Annotated in this window: 23 protein-coding genes and 1 tRNA gene; 16 read left to right on the top strand and 8 right to left on the bottom strand. The window is 67.8% G+C overall.

All coding sequences use genetic code 11. The features are described from left to right. Positions 1-157: 157 nt before the first annotated feature. The 11 genes from V5734_RS14030 to V5734_RS13980 all read left to right on the top strand — a co-directional run bounded on the left by V5734_RS14030 (position 158) and on the right by V5734_RS13980 (position 9,751). A complete protein-coding gene (locus tag V5734_RS14030) occupies positions 158-1,021 on the top strand; it encodes an ABC transporter permease (RefSeq protein ID WP_347310262.1) in 864 nt (287 codons plus the stop codon). After that, positions 1,018-1,869 (top strand): ABC transporter permease, encoded by an 852-nt coding sequence (locus tag V5734_RS14025; RefSeq protein ID WP_347310261.1) that lies wholly within the window; start codon positions 1,018-1,020, stop codon positions 1,867-1,869. The genes V5734_RS14030 and V5734_RS14025 overlap by 4 nt, the downstream gene beginning before the upstream one ends. Positions 1,870-1,887: 18 nt before the next feature. Then, positions 1,888-2,871, top strand: coding sequence for an ABC transporter substrate-binding protein (locus V5734_RS14020; protein ID WP_347310260.1), 984 nt, complete (start codon positions 1,888-1,890; stop codon positions 2,869-2,871). A gap of 198 nt (positions 2,872-3,069) precedes the next feature. Then, entirely contained in the window at positions 3,070-3,240 is a 171-nt protein-coding gene (locus V5734_RS14015; RefSeq protein WP_347310259.1) for a hypothetical protein, read from the top strand. Between the two features lie 201 nt (positions 3,241-3,441). Further along, a complete protein-coding gene (locus tag V5734_RS14010; protein ID WP_347310258.1) occupies positions 3,442-3,615 on the top strand; it encodes a hypothetical protein in 174 nt (57 codons plus the stop codon). 98 nt (positions 3,616-3,713) lie between these two features. Continuing rightward, positions 3,714-5,030 carry a short-chain fatty acyl-CoA regulator family protein gene (locus V5734_RS14005; RefSeq protein WP_347310257.1) on the top strand — a complete coding sequence of 439 codons (1,317 nt, stop codon included), beginning with the start codon at positions 3,714-3,716 and terminating at the stop codon, positions 5,028-5,030. A gap of 139 nt (positions 5,031-5,169) precedes the next feature. Beyond that, positions 5,170-5,538, top strand: coding sequence for a response regulator transcription factor (locus V5734_RS14000; RefSeq protein ID WP_347310256.1), 369 nt, complete (start codon positions 5,170-5,172; stop codon positions 5,536-5,538). 25 nt (positions 5,539-5,563) lie between these two features. After that, positions 5,564-5,851, top strand: coding sequence for a hypothetical protein (locus V5734_RS13995; RefSeq protein WP_347310255.1), 288 nt, complete (start codon positions 5,564-5,566; stop codon positions 5,849-5,851). A 2-nt stretch (positions 5,852-5,853) separates the two neighbouring features. Further along, positions 5,854-8,553, top strand: coding sequence for a sensor histidine kinase (locus V5734_RS13990; RefSeq protein WP_347313639.1), 2,700 nt, complete (start codon positions 5,854-5,856; stop codon positions 8,551-8,553). 118 nt (positions 8,554-8,671) lie between these two features. Next, positions 8,672-9,589 carry a FliM/FliN family flagellar motor C-terminal domain-containing protein gene (locus tag V5734_RS13985; protein WP_347310254.1) on the top strand — a complete coding sequence of 306 codons (918 nt, stop codon included), beginning with the start codon at positions 8,672-8,674 and terminating at the stop codon, positions 9,587-9,589. Between the two features lie 3 nt (positions 9,590-9,592). After that, positions 9,593-9,751, top strand: a complete 159-nt coding sequence (locus V5734_RS13980; protein ID WP_347310253.1) for a hypothetical protein — start codon at positions 9,593-9,595, stop codon at positions 9,749-9,751. A 69-nt stretch (positions 9,752-9,820) separates the two neighbouring features. Here the strand turns inward: V5734_RS13980 and V5734_RS13975 are convergent, their stop codons facing one another. Genes V5734_RS13975 through V5734_RS13965 form a run of 3 tightly spaced genes read right to left on the bottom strand, consistent with a single transcriptional unit; the run spans position 9,821 to position 11,118 of the window. Next, complete coding sequence (locus tag V5734_RS13975; RefSeq protein WP_347310252.1) at positions 9,821-10,249, bottom strand: TIGR01244 family sulfur transferase; 429 nt, start codon at positions 10,247-10,249, stop codon at positions 9,821-9,823. 9 nt (positions 10,250-10,258) lie between these two features. Beyond that, a complete protein-coding gene (locus tag V5734_RS13970; RefSeq protein WP_347310251.1) occupies positions 10,259-10,693 on the bottom strand; it encodes a YeeE/YedE family protein in 435 nt (144 codons plus the stop codon). Continuing rightward, positions 10,693-11,118 (bottom strand): YeeE/YedE family protein, encoded by a 426-nt coding sequence (locus V5734_RS13965; RefSeq protein WP_347310250.1) that lies wholly within the window; start codon positions 11,116-11,118, stop codon positions 10,693-10,695. Before V5734_RS13965 ends, V5734_RS13970 begins: the two co-directional genes overlap by 1 nt. Before the next feature lie 200 nt (positions 11,119-11,318). Between V5734_RS13965 and V5734_RS13960 the strand changes: the two genes are divergently transcribed. Together V5734_RS13960 and V5734_RS13955 are read left to right on the top strand one after the other, a co-directional pair. Beyond that, positions 11,319-11,642: a TraR/DksA family transcriptional regulator gene (locus tag V5734_RS13960; RefSeq protein WP_347310249.1), complete on the top strand. Its 324-nt coding sequence runs from the start codon at positions 11,319-11,321 to the stop codon at positions 11,640-11,642. Positions 11,643-11,737: 95 nt separating this feature from the next. Continuing rightward, complete coding sequence (locus tag V5734_RS13955) at positions 11,738-13,837, top strand: 3-hydroxyacyl-CoA dehydrogenase NAD-binding domain-containing protein (protein ID WP_347310248.1); 2,100 nt, start codon at positions 11,738-11,740, stop codon at positions 13,835-13,837. Between the two features lie 31 nt (positions 13,838-13,868). On the opposite strand, the gene V5734_RS13950 is transcribed toward V5734_RS13955, so the two are convergent. Continuing rightward, the gene (locus V5734_RS13950; protein ID WP_347310247.1) at positions 13,869-14,084 is read right to left on the bottom strand and encodes a hypothetical protein; all 216 of its coding nucleotides are present in this window, start codon (positions 14,082-14,084) and stop codon (positions 13,869-13,871) included. 128 nt (positions 14,085-14,212) lie between these two features. Between V5734_RS13950 and V5734_RS13945 the strand changes: the two genes are divergently transcribed. Beyond that, positions 14,213-14,473, top strand: coding sequence for a DUF2312 domain-containing protein (locus V5734_RS13945; protein ID WP_347310246.1), 261 nt, complete (start codon positions 14,213-14,215; stop codon positions 14,471-14,473). 80 nt (positions 14,474-14,553) lie between these two features. On the opposite strand, the gene V5734_RS13940 is transcribed toward V5734_RS13945, so the two are convergent. Next, positions 14,554-15,429 carry a hypothetical protein gene (locus tag V5734_RS13940; protein ID WP_347310245.1) on the bottom strand — a complete coding sequence of 292 codons (876 nt, stop codon included), beginning with the start codon at positions 15,427-15,429 and terminating at the stop codon, positions 14,554-14,556. Positions 15,430-15,537: 108 nt separating this feature from the next. Between V5734_RS13940 and V5734_RS13935 the strand changes: the two genes are divergently transcribed. Beyond that, entirely contained in the window at positions 15,538-17,205 is a 1,668-nt protein-coding gene (locus tag V5734_RS13935; protein ID WP_347310244.1) for an ABC transporter permease, read from the top strand. 115 nt (positions 17,206-17,320) lie between these two features. Beyond that, positions 17,321-17,396 (top strand) — tRNA-Thr (locus V5734_RS13930). A gap of 305 nt (positions 17,397-17,701) precedes the next feature. On the opposite strand, the gene V5734_RS13925 is transcribed toward V5734_RS13930, so the two are convergent. The 3 genes from V5734_RS13925 to V5734_RS13915 form a co-directional block, all read right to left on the bottom strand. Next, a complete protein-coding gene (locus V5734_RS13925) occupies positions 17,702-19,207 on the bottom strand; it encodes a winged helix-turn-helix domain-containing protein (protein WP_347310243.1) in 1,506 nt (501 codons plus the stop codon). 176 nt (positions 19,208-19,383) lie between these two features. Next, complete coding sequence (locus tag V5734_RS13920; protein WP_347310242.1) at positions 19,384-19,737, bottom strand: hypothetical protein; 354 nt, start codon at positions 19,735-19,737, stop codon at positions 19,384-19,386. Between the two features lie 392 nt (positions 19,738-20,129). Beyond that, on the bottom strand, positions 20,130-20,354 hold the full coding sequence (locus tag V5734_RS13915; protein WP_347310241.1) for a hypothetical protein: 225 nt from the start codon (positions 20,352-20,354) through the stop codon (positions 20,130-20,132). Between the last annotated feature and the right edge of the window lie 92 nt (positions 20,355-20,446).

Here is a 20,446-nt window from a genome sequence, read left to right as displayed (position 1 = left end):
TTTCATGTAGGTTTTCCGTAGCTACAGGGGGCACGCTGCGTTCGGGCCTTGCGCAACGTCTTCGGGCGCGGCGCGGTGGGCGGTCTGCCCCCCGGTCCCGGACCGGGTCCGGGACACCCCCCGAGGATATTTCCGGCAAGATGAAGGGGGACGCGGCGTGAAATCCTTTCTGCCGATCCTCACCGTTCTCGCCGCTATCGTGGCGCTCTGGTATGCGGCGACCGTTTGGCTGAATGCGCAATGGACCTACGACCAGGCGGCGCGGGCCGGGGTCGAGGTGACGTTGCCTGAGCTTCTGGCCGACACGATGGCGCAGGAACGCCCGGTCCTGCCGGCGCCGCACCAGGTGGCGGCGGGACTTTGGGAGGGGCTATTCGGGCAGAAGGTGAGCTCGAAGCGGAGCCTCGTCTATCACGGGCAGGTCACACTCTCGGCGACGCTGGTCGGCTTCGTCATCGGCACGCTCGCGGGGATTCTCCTTGCTGTCGGGATCGTCCATAACCGGGCGATGGATCTGAGCGTGATGCCCTGGGCCATCGCCAGCCAGACCATCCCGATCCTCGCCATCGCGCCGATGGTGATCGTGGTTCTGGCCTCGGTCGGGGTGACAGGGCTTTTGCCGAAGGCGATCATCTCGGCCTATCTCAGCTTCTTCCCGGTCGTCGTCGGCATGGTGAAGGGGCTAAGGAGCCCCGACGCGATGCAGCTTGACCTTCTGAGGACCTACAGCGCGGGGCGCTGGGACACGTTCTGGAAGCTGCGGCTGCCGGCCTCGATGCCCTATCTCTTCGCTTCGCTCAAGGTCTCGGTCGCGGCCTCGCTCGTCGGCGCGATCGTGGGCGAATTGCCGGCGGGGGCCTCGGCGGGGCTTGGCGCGCGGCTTCTGTCGGGGAGCTATTACGGCCAGACGATCCAGATCTGGGCGGCGCTTTTCGCCGCGGCGATCCTCGCGGCCGGTCTGGTGATGATCATCGGCGTGATCGAGCGCGGCACGCTGCGCCGCATGGGGATGGTGCGATGATCTGGTTGTGGGGCGCGGTGATCTTCTGGCTCGCGGCCTGGGCGTTCAACGTCTGGCTCGCCAACCGGAAGGTCGCGCGGAGCCGGGTGGTGCGGCTCTTCATTCCGGCGCTTTTCGGGGTGACTCTGCTCATTCTCTGGGAAGGGGCGGTGCGGGGGCTCGGCGTACCCGGCGTGATACTGCCCGCGCCCTCGGCGATCTGGGCGACGATCCTCGCCTCGGTGCCGGTCCTTGCGGGCGATTTCGTGCAGACGATCCTGAAAGGCGCGCTGTCGGGCTATGTCATCGGCTGCGGCGCGGCGGTGCTGACGGCGATCGCCATCGACCGCTCGCCTTTCCTGAAGGCGGGGCTCTTGCCGGTCGGGAACTTCGTCGCGGCGTTGCCCATTGTCGGCATCGCGCCGATCCTCGTCATGTGGTTCGGCTTCGACTGGCAGTCGAAGGCGGCGGTCGTCGTTGTGATGGTCTTCTTCCCGGTCCTCGTGAACACCGTCGCGGGGCTTGCCGCCACAGACCGGATGCAGCGCGACCTGATGGCGACCTATTCGGCGAGCTATTGGCAGACGCTGTTCAAGCTGCGGCTGCCGGCGGCGATGCCGTTCATCTTCAACGGGCTGAAGATCGCGACTACGCTTGCGCTCATCGGCGCCATCGTCGCGGAATTTTTCGGCTCTCCCATCCGGGGGATGGGATTTCGCATCTCGACGGCCGTGGGCCAGCTTGCGCTGGACATGGTCTGGGCTGAGATTGCCGTGGCGGCCCTGGCCGGTTCGGCATTTTACGGGCTTGTGGCGCTGATCGAGAAGAGCGTCACGTTCTGGCATCCGTCGCAGCGCGCGCGGAGCTGACAACAGGGGAGTAGAACGATGAAGAAACTGATGACTTCGGTTCTGGCCGCGGGGCTCTTCGCCACCGCCGCCCAGGCCGCCGACGACGTGACCTTGCAGCTGAAATGGGTGACGCAGGCCCAGTTCGCGGGCTACTACGTGGCCAAGGACAAGGGCTTTTACGACGAGGAGGGGCTGAACGTCACCATCCTGCCGGGCGGGCCGGACATCGCGCCGACCCAGGTCGTCGCCGGCGGCGGGGCCGACGTGGTGATCGACTGGATGCCCTCGGCGCTGGCGGCCCGCGAAAAGGGCCTGCCGCTTGTCAATATCGCGCAGCCCTTCAAGTCGTCGGGCATGATGCTGACCTGCCTGAAGGAGAACGGCGTCGCGGGACCGGACGATTTCAAGGGCAAGACGCTCGGTGTCTGGTTCTTCGGCAACGAATACCCGTTCCTGTCGTGGATGGCGCATCTCGGCATTCCGACGACGGGCGGGGCCGACGGGGTCGAGGTGCTGAAGCAGGGATTCAACGTCGATCCCCTGTTGCAAAAGCAGGCGGCCTGCATCTCGACCATGACCTACAACGAATACTGGCAGGTGATCGACGCCGGGATCAGCCCCGACGACCTTGTCACCTTCAAGTACGAGGACGAGGGCGTGGCGACGCTGGAGGACGGGCTTTACGTGCTCGAGGACAAGCTTGCCGATCCAGCCTTCGAGGACAAGATGGTGCGCTTCGTCCGCGCCTCGATGAAGGGCTGGAAATGGGCCGAGGAGAACCCGGACGACGCCGCGATGATCGTGCTCGACAATGACGAGACGGGGGCGCAGACCGAGACCCACCAGAAGCGGATGATGGGCGAGGTCGCGAAGCTGACGGCGGGGTCGAACGGCGCTCTGGACGAAGCCGACTATGCGCGCACGGTGGCGACGCTGCTCGGCGGCGGCTCGGATCCGGTGATCACCAAGGAACCGGAAGGGGCCTGGACGCATCAGATCACCGACAAGGCGCTCCAGTAAATCCCGAAGCCCGGGTCATGGACGCGCGCGGGGCCACTCGGTCCCGCGCGTTTTTCATTTGCGCTTGATCGGCATCAAGGCGGCGCGGTCGCGAACCGCGACGATGGTTTGAGGGCGCAGCGTTTCTGCCGTCGCCTGACGCTTTCATCAACGGAAGGGCCTGCCCCGCGCCTGCGGACGGGCGGAAGGAGAGTGAGAATGCGCTTGACCGACAGAACCGGCGACCGGCGTCCGCATCTCGCGGGCTTTGCCCTGGCCCTCGTCATGGCGCTTGCCGCCTGTGCGGAGCCCGAACAGAAGCTTGGGGAATGCGAGGAAGGCGTCGGCGGGCTGAGCGCGGCCACGACGCTGGTGCCGGCCAACTGCTGACCGGCCTTGACGGGGTGGATCGCGATCCGCCTCTTGTCGGGTTTGGAAAGGGCCGCAGGCAGGACGTGCCGCCGCCGCCCGCATGGGCGCATTCCCGTGCCGCTTCGTTCCGGGGGCCGCTGCGTGGACCTTTTCGCTTGCCCTCGGTCGCGGATCGCGGTCTATCTCGGGGGCAGGGGCGCAGCACGGGGGGCGAAGGCGATGCGGGCGAAGACGGAGCGGTTCGGGATCGGGCGCGGCGCGGCAATGGCGCTGGTTCTGACGGGGCTGGGCGTCCTTGCGGGCTGCAATCGCGACCGTCTTTACCTGACCGAATGCGTCGACGGCCGCCCCGTGGTGGAACGCACGCTCGACGTGGCGCCGCCGAATTGCTGACCCTGCCGGCTGATGCTGAAAAGCTTGCTCCAAGGCTCGCAAATCGTTTGAAAAAGCTGTAAAGTCGCGCCGGGCCGCATGGTTGGGCGAGAGACGACATGGTGCGATCGGCACTGACGGGGACGCGGGTGCGCGAAAGGCGGCTCCGGATCGGCATGAAGCAGGCCGATCTGGCGCGGGCCGTGGCGATCTCTCCTGCCTATCTCAACCTGATCGAGCATAATCGCCGCCGGGTCGGGGCGGAGCTTCTGACGGCGCTCTCCGATGCGCTCGGGGTCGAGGAGACGGCGCTGGCGGAGGGCGCCGAAAGCGCCCTCTTCGAGGGGCTGCGCGAGGCCGCGGCGGCGATGACGGCGGCGGGAACGCCCGAAGCCGCCGCCGAGTTGGACCGGATCGAGGAGTTCGTCGGACGGTTTCCCGGCTGGGCGGCGCTTCTCGCCGACCGCCAGGCGCGGATCGGCGTCCTCGAACGCACGGTGGAGGCGTTGAGCGAGCGCATGGCGCATGACCCGCACCTCTCGGCCTCGCTGCACGAGGTCGTCTCGGCGGTGACATCGGTCCGGTCCACCGCCGCGATCCTCGCGGAAAGCGAGGAGATCGCGCCCGACTGGCGCGAACGCTTCCACCGCAACATCTACGAGGACAGTATCCGTCTGTCGGAGGCCGCCGCCGCGCTCGTCGCCTATCTCGACGCGAGCCAGGAGAGCGAGACGGGGCTCTCGTCGCCGCAGGAGGAGGTCGAGGCCTGGCTGGCGCGAACCCATTATCACCTCGCGGGGCTGGAGCGGGCCCATCCGACGCCGGCGGAGAGCCTCGTGAACGGTGTCCCGGAACTGGCGAGCGGGGCGGGGCGGAAGCTGGCGCTTGCCCATATCGCCCGCTACCGGGCCGACGCGATGGCGCTGCCGCTGGAGCCGTTTCTTAAGACGCTGGCCGAGGAGGGGCCAGACCCCGCCGCGCTGGCGCGGCGCATGGGAACCGGGCTTGCCCCGGTCTTCCGGCGGCTCGCGACGCTGCCGGAGGGGATAGGCCCGCAGGTGGGCCTCGTGATCTGCGACGCCTCCGGGACGCTGACCTTTCGCCGGCCGATGCCGGGCTTCACGCTGCCGCGCCACGGCGCCGCCTGTCCCTTGTGGCCGCTCTACGAGGCGCTCGCCCGGCCGACGGTGCCGATTCGGGCGGCGGTGGAAATGGCCGGTCGGGTGCCGGTCCGGTTCCTCACCTATGCCTATAGCGAGCCGCGCCATCCGGGCGGGTTCGACGGGCCGCCCGTGGTCGAGGCGCTGATGCTGATCCTGCCGGCATCCGAGGCGCGGACCGGCGCCGAGCGCCCGATCGGGCCGTCCTGCCGGATCTGCCCGCGCGGCGCCTGCGTCGCCCGGCGCGAACCGTCGATCCTGGCCGAGAGCGGCTGATGGGCGTGCGCGGCGTCCCTCGCCACAGGGCCGGGCGGCCCCCCTTTCCCGTTTCCGGCCGTCGCCATAGCTTTTGACAGGGCCGGGGCCGATCTGTGATAGTCGCCGTCAGGGGGCGGAGATCAGGGAGGAAAACGGCATGACGAGACGTGTCCTCCTCATCGAGGATGAACCGCATATCGCCGAGGCGATCCGATACATCCTCGTCCGCGACGGCTGGGCGGTGGCGAGCCACGGCGAGGGCCGGACAGCGGTCGAGGTGATCCGCCGCGAGGCGCCGGACGTCGTGGTTCTCGACGTGATGCTGCCGGGGCGGTCGGGCTACGAGATCCTCGAAGAGATGCGCGCCGATCCCGACCTGTCGACGCTGCCGGTCCTCGTCCTGTCGGCGCGCGGGCAAAGCGCCGACCGGGCGCTGGCCGAAGGCGCCGGCGCGTCGCGCTTCATTGCCAAGCCCTTCGCCAATGCCGAGATCGTCGCCACCCTTCGCCAGATGGCGGGCGCATGACACGTCGCGCGGGAAGAGGGGCGCCATGAAGGCGCAGACACCGCCGAAATTCCTGGCGCACCGTTCCTATCGCCGTCGCCGCATGATCGACGCGGCGCGGCTCCTGCCGCTTCTCGGCCTGTTTCTCATCCTCTTGCCGATTCTCTGGCGCCCGGCCGCCACGCCGGAGCCGGACACCGCGCCAGGCGGGGTCTATCTCTTCGCGGTCTGGTTGTTCCTCATCGCCGTCGCCTTCGTCCTCGCCCGCCGCCTGTCGAGCGCGGCGCGGGATGAAGGTGCCGCGGACGGCGCGCCGGATGACGGGGCGCGCTGATGGTGCCGTTCAATATCCTCGTCGCGGTCTGCCTTTCCTATGTCTGCCTTCTCTTCCTCGTCGCCTTCGCGGCCGAGCGGCGGGCGGAACGGGGCCGCGCCGGCTGGATGCGCTCTCCGGTGATCTACACGCTGTCGCTGTCGATCTACTGCACCGCCTGGACCTTCTATGGCGCCGTCGGCTACGCGGCGCGGTCGGGGCTGGAATTCGTCACCATCTATCTCGGCCCGACGCTGGTGCTGACCGGCTGGTGGCTGGTGCTGCGCAAGCTCGTCCGTATCGGGCAGGCGCAGCGCGTGACCTCGATCGCCGACCTCATCTCGTCGCGCTACGGCAAGTCGAACCTGCTCGGCGTCATCGTCACGATCATCGCGGTCGTGGCCGCGACGCCCTATATCGCGCTCCAGCTCCAGTCGGTCACGTTGTCCTTCGGAGTCTTCGCCTCCGGCACGCCCGAGGGCTGGGCCCTGCCGGACCAGAGCGCCACCGCGCTTTGGGTCGCGGGGGGGCTCACGCTCTTCACCATCCTGTTCGGCACCCGCAACCTCGATGCGAACGAACGGCACCACGGCGTCGTCATGGCCATCGCGCTTGAAGCCGTGGTGAAGCTGGTGGCGCTTCTCGCCGTCGGGGTCTTCGTCGTCTGGGGCGTCGCGGGCGGGGTCGGCGACGTGATGGCGCGGATCGACGCCTCGCCCATCGCCGACTGGCCGCTGATGCCCGGCCGGTGGATCGGCCTCACCTTCGTCGCCGGCGCGGCGGTGCTGACCTTGCCGCGGATGTTCCAGGTGATGGTGGTCGAGAATTCGGACGAGCGGCACCTCGCCACCGCCTCCTGGGCCTTCCCGCTCTATCTGATGCTGATGAGCCTCTTCGTGCTGCCGATCGCGGTCGTCGGCCTCTCGGTCCTGCCCGAGGGTGCCAATCCCGACCTCTTCGTCCTGACGCTGCCCTTGGCGCAGGGCCAGGGCAAGCTTGCCATGCTCGCGTTTCTCGGTGGCTTCTCCTCCGCGACCTCGATGGTCATCGTGGCGGCCATCGCGCTCGCCACGATGGTGTCGAACCATATCGTCACGCCGCTTTGGCTCTCCTTGCGCGCGGGCGGGGCGCGGGCGCCGGGCGATGTCCGCGGCCTTGTCCTGATGTCGCGGCGGGTATCGATCGCGGGCGTGCTGGCGCTCGGCTACAGTTATTACCACCTGTCGGGCGGTTCGGCGGCGCTCGCGGCGATCGGGCTCATCTCCTTCGTCGGCGCGGCGCAGGTCCTGCCGGCGATGCTTGGCGGCATCTTCTGGCGCGGGGCAACCGGCGTCGGCGCGGCGCTGGGCCTCGTCACCGGGTTCCTCGTCTGGCTTTATACGCTCTACCTGCCGTCCTTCGGGCCCAGCGGGCTTCTGTCCGAGGCGCTGCTCAGCGAGGGGCCGGGCGGGATCGGCTGGCTCCGGCCGCAGGCGCTTTTCGGGATCAATGGGCTCGACCCGCTCCTGCACGCGCTTTTCTGGTCGATCTCGCTGAATACCGGAATCTTTGTCGCCGGGTCGCTCCTGACCTTCCCGAGCCCGGTGGAACGGATGCAGGGCCTCGCTTTCGTCAATGCCTTCGAGCAGGATCCCGGCGCGCGCGGCTGGAGCCGGGGCGGTGCCGAGGCCGAGGATCTCCTGATCATGAGCCAGGGCATCCTCGGGGCCGAGGTGGCGCAGCGCTTCTTCCAGACCGAGGCCGAGGCGCAGGGAAAGGCCGGGTTCCTGCCCGACACGACCCCCGAATTCATCGAACGGCTGGAACGCCGGCTCGCCGGCGCGGTCGGCACCGCGACGGCGCACGCGATGATCGCGCAGTTCGCCGTCGGTGCCGCCGTCTCGGCGCAGGACCTGATGGCGGTCGCCTCCGAGGCGCAGCAGATCCTCGAATACTCGACCCAGCTCGAGGCCAAGTCCGAGGAACTGGCGCGGACCGCACGGCAGTTGCAGGAGGCCAACGAGAAGCTGAAGGATCTCTCGGTGCAGAAGGACACGTTCCTGAGCCAGATCAGCCACGAGCTGCGCACACCCATGACCTCGATCCGGGCGTTTTCGGAGATCCTGATGGACCCCGAACTTCCCGGTGAGATGCAGCAGAAGTATGCCGAAGTGATCCATGACGAGACGATCCGGCTGACCCGGCTTCTCGACGATCTGCTCGACCTGTCGGTGCTGGAGAACCGCAAGGTGCAGCTCAACGTCAAGGTGGCGAACCTGCACGACATTCTCAACAAGGCGGTGCAGGCGGCGTCGAACACCCGGCCCGAGCGCGCCTTCACGATCCGTCGCGACTTCCCGTCGGAGCACCTGCCGGTGATCACCGACACCGACCGGCTGGTGCAGGTCTTCATCAACGTCGTGTCGAACGCGCGGAAATACTGCGATGCCGAGCGGCCGGAGCTGACCATCGCCGCGCGGCGCCGGGGCGGCCGGATTATCGTCGATTTCATCGACAACGGGTCGGGCATACCGAAGGCGTCGCAGCGGCTGATCTTCGAGAAGTTCGCCCGGCTGACCGATACCGCGCGGGCGGGCGGTGCCGGGCTCGGCCTCGCCATCTGCCGCGAGATCATGGCCAATCTCGGCGGCAATATCGCCTACCTTCCGGGGCAGGGCGGGGCGGCGTTCCGGGTGTCCCTGCCGGTCCGGCCGGAGAACGCCGTTGCGGCCGAGGCGGCGTAGGAGGCTGGTCCCGTTCCCGGCCGGGCGGGCTCCGCGCTTCGCGCAGGCCTCAACCCTTTGGTAACCCCGTTTCGCCTAGTCTTGCCGAGACCCGCATCCCGGGTCCGGGGACGGAGGAATGACGGATACCGCGCGACAGACAGTGCTGAAACGCAAGACGGCGGCTGGCCGTCCCCATGGTGGGGACGCGCCGCGATCGCCCGCGCGCCTGTTCGGGCAGGCCGTCGCCAAGTCCGCGCAGGACATGCTGAACCTGCCGATAGCCGTCATCGAGGCCGTCGAGCTCCGCGCATCGCTCGCCGAACTGCCGGAGCGGATGAGCGAACGCGCGCTTCTCGCGGTGATGGATGGTCCGGACGAGGCGCTCGGCCTCGTGGCGCTGTCGAGCGAGACGCTCGCCAGCCTGATCGAGGTACAGACGACCGGGCGGATCGGCGCGGCGGAGGTGCCGGCACGGCGGCCGACGCGCACCGATGCCGCGATGTCGGTGCGCTTCGTCGACCGGATTATGGCGGAGCTGGAGGTCACGCTCGCCTCCGACGCGGCGATCACCTGGGCGGGCGGGTATCGCTATGCGTCCTTCCTTGATGATCCGCGACCGCTGGGGCTGATGCTTGAGGATATCGCGTACCGGGTGTTGCATCTGACACTCGGCTTCGGCGCCGGAGGCGCGCGCCGGGGGACGATCATGTTGGCGGTTCCGGCCGAGGGCCGGGGCCGGATGCCGGACGCGCCCGATCGCGCGGTGTCCGATCCCGGCGCGGCCGCGGTCGCCGCGGAATGGGGCGAACGGATCGAGGCGGCGGTGAACGGGGCCGAGGTACGGATCGAGGCGGTTCTCGACCGGGTCAGCCTGCCGCTCGCGGCGGTGCTGGCGCTGAGGCCGGGGGCAATGGTGCCGGTGTCGAAGGCGGCGCTAAGCCGGGTCAAGATCGAGGGGAAAGGGCACCGCTTCGTCGCCTGGGGGCGGCTTGGCCAGAGCCGGGGGCACCTTGCCGTCAGGGTGCATCTGAGTTTGCAGGAGGACGGCGAGTAGCGGGTGGATTTCGAACCCGCGGCCGAAACCGCCGCACCCGTCCAATCGCTGGCACGGCCTCTGTCGCCGCCGCGCGTCGAGGAGGCGGGCGAGCCGCAGCAAGTGGCCGGGGCGGATGCCGCGCCCGTGCCGACCGAGAAGGGCCGGGCCGCTTCAGGCTGAGGCATTGGCGCCGGTCTGCCTGAACGCGCCTTGTCAGCCGGTCCCGAGCGCCTCCGGCGTGACGCCCGGTCAGGTCTGCGCGGCGAAGCCGTCGATGCGCGGCCGGAAGGGTTCGAGGTTGTAGCCCCAGCGCGCCGCCGTTTCGATCAGCGTGTCGGTCGGCGCCCGGCCCGCCTGGCTCATTGCCCAGACGATGGAGGAGCGGTTGCCCGAGGCGCAATAGGCGAAGACCGGCCCCTCGGCCGTGTCGATCGCCGCGCGCTGGGCCGTGACGTTCTGGTCGCTGATCGCGCCGCCGATCACGGGGTTCACGACGAAGCGCAGCCCGGCCGCCTCGACCGCCGCCCGCATCGGATCGGTGTGAAGCTGGGGCGGGATCTCGCCGTCGGGCCGGTTGTCGATCACCGTGGTGAAACCGGCAGCCCTGATCGCCGCGACGTCCTCGGGGGCGATCTGCGGCGAAACGGCGTAATCGTCGGTCAGGTATCGGATTTCCATCGTCTTTCCTCAGGCGGCGACGGGGCGGCTCATCCAGCCCCGTATCGCGGGTGTCGCGACCATACCGGCGATCATGGAAAGAAGGAAGACGACGCCTTGCCAGCCGCCGAAGCCGAGGACGGCCATCGACGGGCCGGGGCAGAGGCCCGACAGCCCCCAGCCCATGCCAAAGAGAAGGGAGCCGATGACGATGTCGGGCTCGGCCACCGGCTTCGGCAGTGCGGGAAACGGCGTGCCAAGCACGGACCGGTCCCGCCGGGCGGCGAAGACCCACGCGACCGCCATCGGCATCACCGCGCCGCCAAGCACGAAGGCGAGCGTTGGATCCCATGCGCCGAAGACGTCGAGCCAGCCCTGCACCTTGAGCGTATTGGTCATGTCCGACACCACGAGGCCAAGGCCGAACAGACCGCCAGAGAGGGCGGCGAAGACATTGCGCAGCATCAGATCACTCCCAGCAGATGACGGAAGACGAGGACCACGATCCCGCCACCGAGAAGGTAGAAGACCGTCGCCACCATGCCCCGGAACGAGAACCGGGACATGCCGCAGACGCCGTGGCCCGAGGTGCAGCCGTTGGCGAGCCGGGTGCCGACGCCGACGAGCAGGCCCGAGACGATCAGGACCAGAGGATTCGAGGTCAGATGGGTGATGTCATGGCCAAGAAACGGGGCCGCGACGACCGGCACCGCGACGAGGCCGGCGATGAACGAGAGCCGCTCTGCCGCCAAGTTCCGCGCGGTCCCGTCGACGAGGCCGCCGAGGATGCCCGATGCCCCCATGATGCGCCCGTTCACGAGCAGGTACAAAGCGGCCGCACAGCCGATGATCAGCCCTCCGGCCAACCCCCAGATCCAGTCAATATGCATGATGTCTCCCTGTTCCAGGCGGCGGGCTTTCATTTGCCGCCTGTTTCGCGCGTTCCGTTTCAGGTATAGCCCAGGTCAGATACATTGCAAGAATGGAATGTGATCGCGATGGGGCCGCGAAATTGCAGGATTGACTTGAATCAAGGCTGCCGGGAACACTGGTTCTCTAGAACGATAGGGAAGAGGCAGAGGAGAGCCCGATGAAATCCGTCCCCGAACGCAAGGCCGCAATGCTGGCGCGCCAGGCCGATCTTCGGGCCCGCATCGCCGGGATCGGCGCCGAACTTGACAGTCACGACGCCAAGGACTGGGAAGAGATGGCGACCGAACGCGAGGCGGACGAGGTGCTGGAGGATCTTGGCCAGTCGGCGCAGGTGGAACTGCGCATGATCGAGGCGGCCCTGGGTCGGATCGACGAGGACGAGTACGGCTACTGCGTGAAATGCGGCAGCCAGATCGCGGAAGAGCGGCTGGACCTTATTCCGGCCACCCCGTTCTGTGCGAGCTGCGCGTCGTCGAAGTGACGGGAGAACCCCGCGCCGATGCGGCGGGGCCATTGCCATTGAAAGCCGGACCCTTAGAGTAATCCCGAGGATCACGTCACCGGGAAGGGCCAGCCATGACCGAAGAGGTTCGCACCGCCAGAAGCGAAGGGATCGCGACGATCACCCTCGACAACCCGCCCGTCAACGCGCTCGGAACGGCCTTGCGCGCGGAGGTGATGGCCGCGTTCGACTCGGTCTCGGCCGATCCCTCGGTGCGGGTGATCATCCTCGCGGCGGCCGGAAGGACCTGGCCCGCCGGGGCCGATATCCGGGAGTTCGGCCATCCGCCCGCGGCGCCGGAACTGCCCGACCTCTGCGATGCCGTCGCCCGGTCTGCGAAACCTGTCATCGCCGCCTTGCATGGCACAGTGCTCGGCGGCGGGCTTGAGCTTGCGCTGGCCGCAGGCGTCCGGGTCGCTGAACCGGGCACGACGCTCGGCCTGCCGGAAGTCTCGCTCGGCATCCCGCCGGGAGGCGGTGCGACGCAGCGCCTGCCGCGCCTGATCGGCGCGAAGCCGGCGCTGGGCCTGATGCTGAGCGGATTGCCGATCGCGGCGGACCGGGCGCTCGATCTTCGCCTTGTCGACGCGGTAAGCGAGGGTGCCGCCGCGACCGCCGCCGAGGGGCTGGCGCGAGCCTATCTCGCGGGAACGGCGGAGCTGCCGACGGCCGCGGAACGCGGGAAGGGACGCGGGACGGATGCCGATGCGTGGCTTTCGGCCGTCTCGGCCGCGCGCGCCGGGCTCGGCAATCCGCGGCTCCCCGCGCCGGGGCGGATCATCGATTGCGTCGAGGCGGCGCTTCTTCTGCCGGAAGACGAGGGGTTCGCCTTCGAACGGACGGCCTTCGCCGAACTGGTCGCGACGCCCGAGGCGGCCGCGCTCCGGCATGCCTTCCTTGCCGAGCGGCGGGCGATGCGGCAGCCGGATCTCGACCGGATCTCGCCGCGAGAGATCCACCGCGCCGGCGTCGCCGGCGGCGGGCAGATGGGGGCGGGGATCGCCGTGGCGCTTCTCGGTGCCGGCCTGCCGGTCACGCTGGTCGAGCGGGACCCGACCGCGCTGGCCGCCGGGCTTGGCCGGGTCGCGACGATCCACGAGCGGGCGGTCGAGAAGGGGCGTCTGACGCCGGAGGCGCGCGAGGCGGAGTGGGACCGGATATCGGGCGCGACGGATATCGGGGCGCTCGCCACCGCCGATCTGATCGTCGAGGCGGTCACGGAGGACGAGGCGTTGAAGACCGAGCTTTTTGCTGGTCTTGGCCGGGTGGCGAAACGCAACGCGGTGCTTGCCACGAGCACCTCCCATATCGACGTGAACCGGCTCGCGGCGGCGGCATCGCGGCCCGAGGATGTGGTCGGTTTGCATTTCCTCGCGCCCGCTCAGGCGACGAAGCTTCTGGAGGTCGTGGTCGGGGCCGGGACGGCGCCGGAGGTGACGGCGACGGGCTTCGCGCTGGCCCGGCGGCTTGGCAAGATCGCGGTGCGGTCCGGTGTCTGCGACGGCTTCATCGGCAACCGCATCCTGACCGCCTACCGGACGGCGATGGACTTTCTTCTGGAGGACGGGGCCTCGCCGTACGAGATCGACCGGGCGATGCGAGATTTCGGATTTCCGCTTGGCCCCTATCAGGGGCTCGACCTTGCCGGCCTCGACATTTCCTGGGCGCGGCGGCGGCGGCTGTCGCTTCGCCGCGATCCGGCGCGGCGCTATGTGGCGATCGGCGACCGGCTGTGCGAGGCCGGTCGGCTCGGCCAGAAGGCGGGGAAGGGCTACTACCTTTATCCCGAGGGCGGGCGGAAAGGCGCCGAGGATCCCGAGGTGCTGCAACTGATCGCGGCGGAGCGGCAGGCGAAAGGGCTGATCGCGCGCAAGGTCGGCGCGGCAGAGATCCAGCGTCGGGCGCTTGCCGCGATGGCGAACGAGGGCGCGCGGCTTCTCGACGCGGGGATCGCGCGCTGTCCGTCGGATATCGACGTCGTGATGCTCGCCGGGTTCGGGTTCCCGCGCTGGCGGGGCGGGCCGATGATGGCCGCCGATCAGGCCGGACTTCTGGAAATCCGCAACGAATTGCGGGACTTCGCGCGCGAGGAGGAAGCCTTCTGGCGGCCGGCGGAGATCTGGGCCGAGTTGATCAAGAACGGCCGGCGCTTCGCGGATCTGAACGGGATCTGAGCGTTTCCACGGGGCGACGGGGCGGCACGGGTCAGCCGAGAAGGATCCCCGCCACGACCATCATCAAGCCGATCGCTGAAAGAAAGAGCGCGCCGAGATTGAGGGCCACGACCCGCTGGAGTCGGGTCCGCAGGTCGGCATCAGAGAGGCCCGCGCGCCTGGCCGCCGTAACTTTCAGGATGCACCAGACGAGCCCCGCGAGCCCCGCGAGCGTCACCACGGCCCCTGTCCAGATCAGCCAGTCCATGCCGGTCCCCTTCGTATCCTGTCCTGCCCGGCATGGCCTAGCGCGATGGCGCCGGCACGGCAAGGGCGGGGCTTGAAGGTATGGCCCCTTGCGTCTAGTCAGGGGCGTCCGCCAGAAGGAGCAACGCGATGAACCAGCCCGTTTCCGATGCCACCTACAACGTCGCCGCCGACGAGCTGCGCCAGTTCATCGAACGCTACGAGCATCTGGAGGCGGAAAAGAAGGACATCGCCGACCAGCAGAAGGAAGTGATGGCCGAGGCCAAGGGGCGCGGCTACGACACCAAGGTGCTGCGCAAGGTCATCGCACTTCGCAAACGCGACAAGGACGACCTGGCCGAGGAAGAGGCGGTTCTGGAGATGTACAAGGCCGCGCTCGGCATGGCCTGACCGCATCCGGTCACGGTTGCGGCGTTCCCGGCGTCGCCGCGGCCGCCGGACAAGGTGTTCGGGCCGGGCAGTCCGCACGGTCAAGGTACGATGAAATCGACCCCCGGCAGGTCCGCGATCTCGGCGCAGTCCTCGTCGTAGGCCGCGCTCAGCGCCGCGATCAGCTCGTCTGTCCAGCCGGGCAGGTTGACCTCAACCTCGATCTCCTCGGGCCGCGCGTATTTTTCGAGGAACGCCGTGGTCGCGCGGCGGCGCTGGTCGAGTGAGGCGGGGGGGTGCGTTTCGAGATAGGCCTTGAGCTTGCCAAGCCCTTCGTCCGTCATGATCATGCCGAGCACGTCGAAATCGCCGTCCAGCACCGCGTCGGGGCCAAGCCCCGCGACGGCGCGCAGGATCTCGGGCCAGAGCAGCGGCGTATCCTCGTTGCACCACACCGTCAGCACGATGCCGGGGACGGCGGCGAGGATGCGGCGGATCACCGGCGCCCAGCGGAGCGCGATCGGGCTCTGATCGCTCATCACCGTCTCGTAGGTGCCTTCGTTCACCCGCTCGATCAGCGCCGGGACCATCGTCGCCGGATTGCGCAAGGCGAAGAAGAATTCCGACTGCGCTTTTGGGAAGAGGTTCGCATAGGCCGCGATGCGCTGCGGCGCGGTCGCATAGAATCCCTGGGCCGAGATGGCGTTCACCGGATAGCAAAGCAGGTTGTCGTTGCTGAAGACCAGGCGTTCGGCCTCGTCCTCCTCCATGACGGCGTCGAGGATCACCTGCTCGGTGTCGGAGCCCGCAGGCGCGCCGCGCAACGATTTCGCGACCTTCGGCAGAAGCTGGCGGTACTTGCTCGGGCTCGGCACCACGATCCCTGAAGCGCCGAGCGTCCCGCGGTTCTTCAGAAGCGCCCGGACCAGCCGGTCTTCATCCGTACAATGAGCACCGAGGTGGTACGCGATCTGCATGCCGGTATCGTCCTGCCTGTTCCGCCGCCGACCCTATACGCGCTTGCTGGACAGGAAAACCGCTTTCCTGTAACCGCTTGGCTCATGACCGAGCAAAACAGTCAAGCAATGGGTGCCCCACCGGTCCGGTCGCGGGTGCCGGGCGGTCCGGGCGCGGGTGTCTGGTCGGCCGGGGCGCTGGTCATCGCGGCGCTCGTGGTCTTGCCCGTCCTGTCGGTGCTGGTGCTGGCTTTTCACCCGACCGAGAACATCTGGCCGCATCTTCTGTCCACGACCCTGCCGCGTTATGCCGGCAACACGGCAATCCTGACCTTCGGCGCCGGCGCGCTTGCCGCCGCGGTCGGCGCGGGGGCGGCCTGGCTGGTGACGATGTACCGTTTTCCCTTCGTCGGGCTTCTGGAATGGCTCCTCCTCTTGCCGCTGGCGATCCCCGCCTATATCGGCGCCTACGCGCTCGTCGATTTCCTCGACTATTCCGGCCCGGTCCAGGTCGCCCTGCGCGAGGCGGCGGGCTGGACTTCGTCCCGCGATTACTGGTTCCCGCAGGTCAGGTCGCGCACCGCCGCCGTGATCGTCCTCGCCGCGGCGCTATATCCTTACGTCTACATGCTGGCCCGCGCCGCCTTCCGCGAACAATCCGCCGGCAGTTACGAGGTCGCCCGCGCGCTGGGCGCCGGACCCTTCGGCCTTTTCTGGCGTGTCGGCCTGCCACTCGCGCGTCCGGCCATCGCCGCCGGGGCGGCCATCGTGATGATGGAGACGGTGAACGATTTCGGCGTCGTCGATTTCTTCGGGGTCCAGACGCTGACGACCGGCATCTTCACGGTCTGGCTGGAGACCGGAAATGCCGGGGGCGCGGCGCAGATCGCCTGCGTCATCCTCACGGTCATTCTCGCGCTCGTCGCGCTCGAAAAGGTCAGCCGCAGGAATTCGCGCTACTACCATTCCGCGCGCCAGCCCCGGCCGATCACCCGGATCCGGCTTGCGGGCGGGGCAGGGTGGCTTGCGACAGCGCTTTGTGCCCTGCCTGTCGCGGCGGGCTTCGTGCTGCCGCTCGGCGTGATCGCGGGCCACGCCTTCGACCGGCCGGAAAGCTGGGTCAGCGCGGGGCTTGGCCGGGCGTTCCTGCACACGCTCACGGTCGGCGGGGCCGCATCGGCGGTGACCGTCGCGGCGGCGCTCTTCATGGTCTACGGCGTGCGGCTGACGGGGCGGAAACTGCCGCGGCTGATCCTGCCGGTCACGACGATCGGCTACGCGGCCCCGGGCGCGGTGCTCGCGGTCGGCATCCTGATCCCGCTCGCGGCCTTCGATCACCGGGTGGCGGATGCGATGTTGTGGCTGACGGGCCGCGACCCCGGACTGATCCTGACCGGATCGGCGGCGGCGATCGTGCTGGCCTACACGGTGCGGTTCTTCGCCATCGCGCAAGGGGCCACCGACGCGGCCTTCGGCCGGGTCTCGCCCTCGCTGCCGATGGCGGCGCGCTCGCTTGGCCGCACGGCGGGCGGGGCGCTCAGGGAGGTCTATCTGCCGCTGATGCGGGGCTCGGTCGGCACCGCGCTCCTCCTCGTCTTCGTCGACTGCGTCAAGGAACTGCCGGCGACCCTGCTTCTGCGCCCGTTCAACTACGACACCCTCGCGACACGCGCCCATGAGAAGGCGAGCCTTGAGAACATCGCCGAGGCGGCGCCGCCCGCGCTTCTGGTCATCGCCGTCGGACTGGTCGCGGTCGCGTTCCTGGCGCGTGCCCATCTGTCCGGAGGGCGCCGCTAGCGATTGCGGGCGCCGCAGCGCGGCTGCCCCCGGCTCTCTCGCAACCGTGTTCCTGCGCCGCGCGCCCGACACGATGCTTGCAGAACCGCGCGCCTCGTTCTATGTGCGTCAGGGCGCCCCTATAGCTCAGCTGGTAGAGCATCTGATTTGTAATCAGAGGGTCGGGAGTTCGAGTCTCTCTGGGGGCACCAAATTTTTATTATATATCAATTTCTTAACGGCATGTTCGCGCGACGCGGGCCGTGCGTCGAAATCCATGGAGCACTATGGAAGCACGACAACGGTTACTGCGCGGTGTTGCGGATGAGCCACGGCGAGTCGGTCGATGGACTTGTTGCGCCGGATGGCCGGTCTCGGCCCTTACCGGACGCTCGCTCGACCGGTCCTTCGCTGCTGCGCAGCCCACCACACCGGACGCTCTCGGCAGGTATTGGATCACTGTTTTTTGCGATAGCTGGTGTGCGGGCTTGTTTGCTGGCAGCCTGGACGCAAGCCCTCACCGACCGTTGTCCGAATAGAGGCGCGGCGGCGAGAGGGACCGACCTACACCGGCCGCCTCGGCGCGAGATGTCAATTCCGCCGCCCTCTCGAGATCGGTGAAGGGGAACTCCAGGAAATGCGAGGGCGCAAGATCGATGCGATCGAGAAGCTTCCTGAAGGTGGCTGATCCGGTTATCGCAACATCGTCTGCTACTGCGGTCGCATAGACGAGTGCGTTCCAGGCGCCGAACGGATTCTGTTCATGCCCTTCCCTCGCCGCTTCGATCGCTCTCCCGGCCTGCCCGTCCAGCAGCCGCGCGATCGCGATCAGGGAGAAGTACAGCGGATTCTGGGAGTCGAAGGGCACCCTGTGCATCATCTCTTCGAGCCTAGTTGCCCCAACTTCGAACGCTCCGGAGAGGATGTCGCTCGTTGCAATCGTCAGGTGGGCAAGGTGGAAGGCCGGGTTGATGGCGAGCGCGCGCCGGCAATCAAGACGGGCACCCTCGTGATCTCCGAGCAGCCAGAGGCGGACATTGCCCCTGGTGCGGAGAACCCAGTCGTTCGACTGGTCGAGTTCGACGGCCCGCTCGCACAGCGCCATCGCACGATCGGGATCGGCCGCGATTTCGGAAAACGGGATCAGCGGGATCATCTGCGTCTCCATGGATGCAAGCATGCTCAGGGCGATCGGGTTGTCCGGCGCAAGTTTTGCAGCGCGCTCCAGTGCGGCCCGCGCCGTGCGCCAGTTCCTGCGGCGGTAGCGCATCATGTGCCAGGCCGCCTTGGCCAAGAGCTCCTGGACGGAAAGGTCGACGTCCTCGCGCGTGGCGTAGTCGGATCCGTCGCGCATTCCCATCTGCACGCGCAGTTGCGCTGCAATCGAGTCAGCGACCTTGACGGGCAGATCCCACATCCCCGCCGCGTCGGAGAGTACGGCGGCGGCATGGAGGTCGCCGCCACCGCCGAGCCGTGTGATGCGGTAGAATACCCGCACGCCACCGGAGCGCTCGGAAACATGCCCGGAGACCATGTACTTGGCATCGCAACGCCTGTCTGGATCGGTCTCGACCACGATCCCCCGCCGTGGCGCGAGGCGGACCAGGAGTTCCTCGAAGATGACCTCGCCCACTTCCTGCGCCAGCGCGGTCGTGGCGCTGAACCGTTCGACCAGAATGGTGGGCGGTGCATCCGTCGGGACGTCGGGCACACGGGCATTCAGGATGTATCCCTGGCCGATAGCCGTTTTCACGATCGTCCTCTCGCGGTCTGCAAGGGCGCGCCGCACGTCTTTAATACACTGCACCAGACTGTCGTCGGTGACGGCGATGCCGGGCCAGACCGCCTCGATCAGCCGATCGCGTGACACCAACTGGCCGGGCGTCCGTGCGAGTTCCGAGAGGACTCGAAGGGACTGCGACCTCAGCGGCAACACGGCGCCCGACGCATCTCGCAACGTCAGACTCGATGGTTCGAAGGCGCAAGTGCCGAGGATCATGGCTGTATTGTTCGTCTTTTCCATGTCGCGGGCCCCCGCAACGAGTCGAGATGTCTCAAGACTGGCCGCCAAATGCACTCCAGATCAACTCCCTTGGGGCGCCGTCGGCTCATGCAGGGTTCGATTTGACGTCACGCGCCCTGTCCGCGCCTTGCCTCCGCAGTGTTCGTGAGACGTACCCGAAGGACCATAGTCGCAGTTCAGCTTCTGCAGAACTCGCACTGGACCGGACGCAGGAAACCGAGCCGCTGCGCGAGCGAAAGCTCGGCGAAGGCCGGGGCGGTCCAATTGGCCTCAAGGACGTTCAGCCCGACGACATCCTGACGCAGGGCGTAGAAAAAGGCCTGCACGTAGGCTTCGTTGGGTGCGTCGAGAATGACGAAATTCGCCCCCTCCACGGAAAAACTCTGGATCTCGGTCGTCTCAAGAGACGCGAGGAGGCGGTCACTCGCGCCGTTGTAGGCCGAACCGAGCTGGACCACAAATTCTTCGGCAGTTGCAGGAAGGCCAGCTACGACCGCGAGGATGGCGGAAGCGAGAACATGGCGTGTCATGAAGCTCTCCATTGATATTTGCTGTTATGCGTTTTCGCGAAATCAGCTTCGCACAGGGCAGCTTGATCCGCGGGAAAGTCGGACGAAATCGAAACGAAATCGACGGTACGGGCGTGTCAGCCTGGAGGGGCAGCTTGCAACAGACACAGCCAGTTTCACTGCAGGGACCTATGCCTTTGACCTCGGCCTTTTCGGTCAGAGTGAACCGCCCCGGGTTTGCCGGAGGCTCCAACTCCTTGAGCGTTACTCAAATCGATCTTTGCATCGGACTTCGGAGCCAAACAAGGCGCAGCCGAATGGAAAACATCATGAAAGCGCCCCGGAACTCATGTTCCCGGGGCGCTACAGGTCACGTAGAAAGGAGTTGCCCCGCCCTGACTGGTCCCGATGGTTTAGCGTCCGTCGGTTTCCGAGAGGACGTGCGGGTGGCTATCGTCCCGGAACCAGTGCGGGACGAACCACCACCGCGCCGACGCGGCGGCGATGCTCAGTGCGAGGCTGATCGTCTCGGTCGGCTTGATGTTGTAGCTGACGGGAGCGCTGGTGCCGCGAATGACCGACCGGACCTCGTTATATTCCGTCCAGGTTCCGTCGCTGAGGATGAATCGCCCGCACATGGCCCGAGCCTATGCGGTTTCGCGTCGGCGTCGATAGACGATGGGATGGTGCGGGCCACCGACCCTGGCGGGACGCCGGAGGCCGCATCTCG

It is taken from the genome of Defluviimonas sp. SAOS-178_SWC (assembly GCF_039830135.1).
GTDB lineage: Bacteria > Pseudomonadota > Alphaproteobacteria > Rhodobacterales > Rhodobacteraceae > Albidovulum.
The sequence above is the reverse complement of the archived record's forward strand: the minus strand, read 5'-3'. Positions and strand labels throughout refer to the sequence as shown.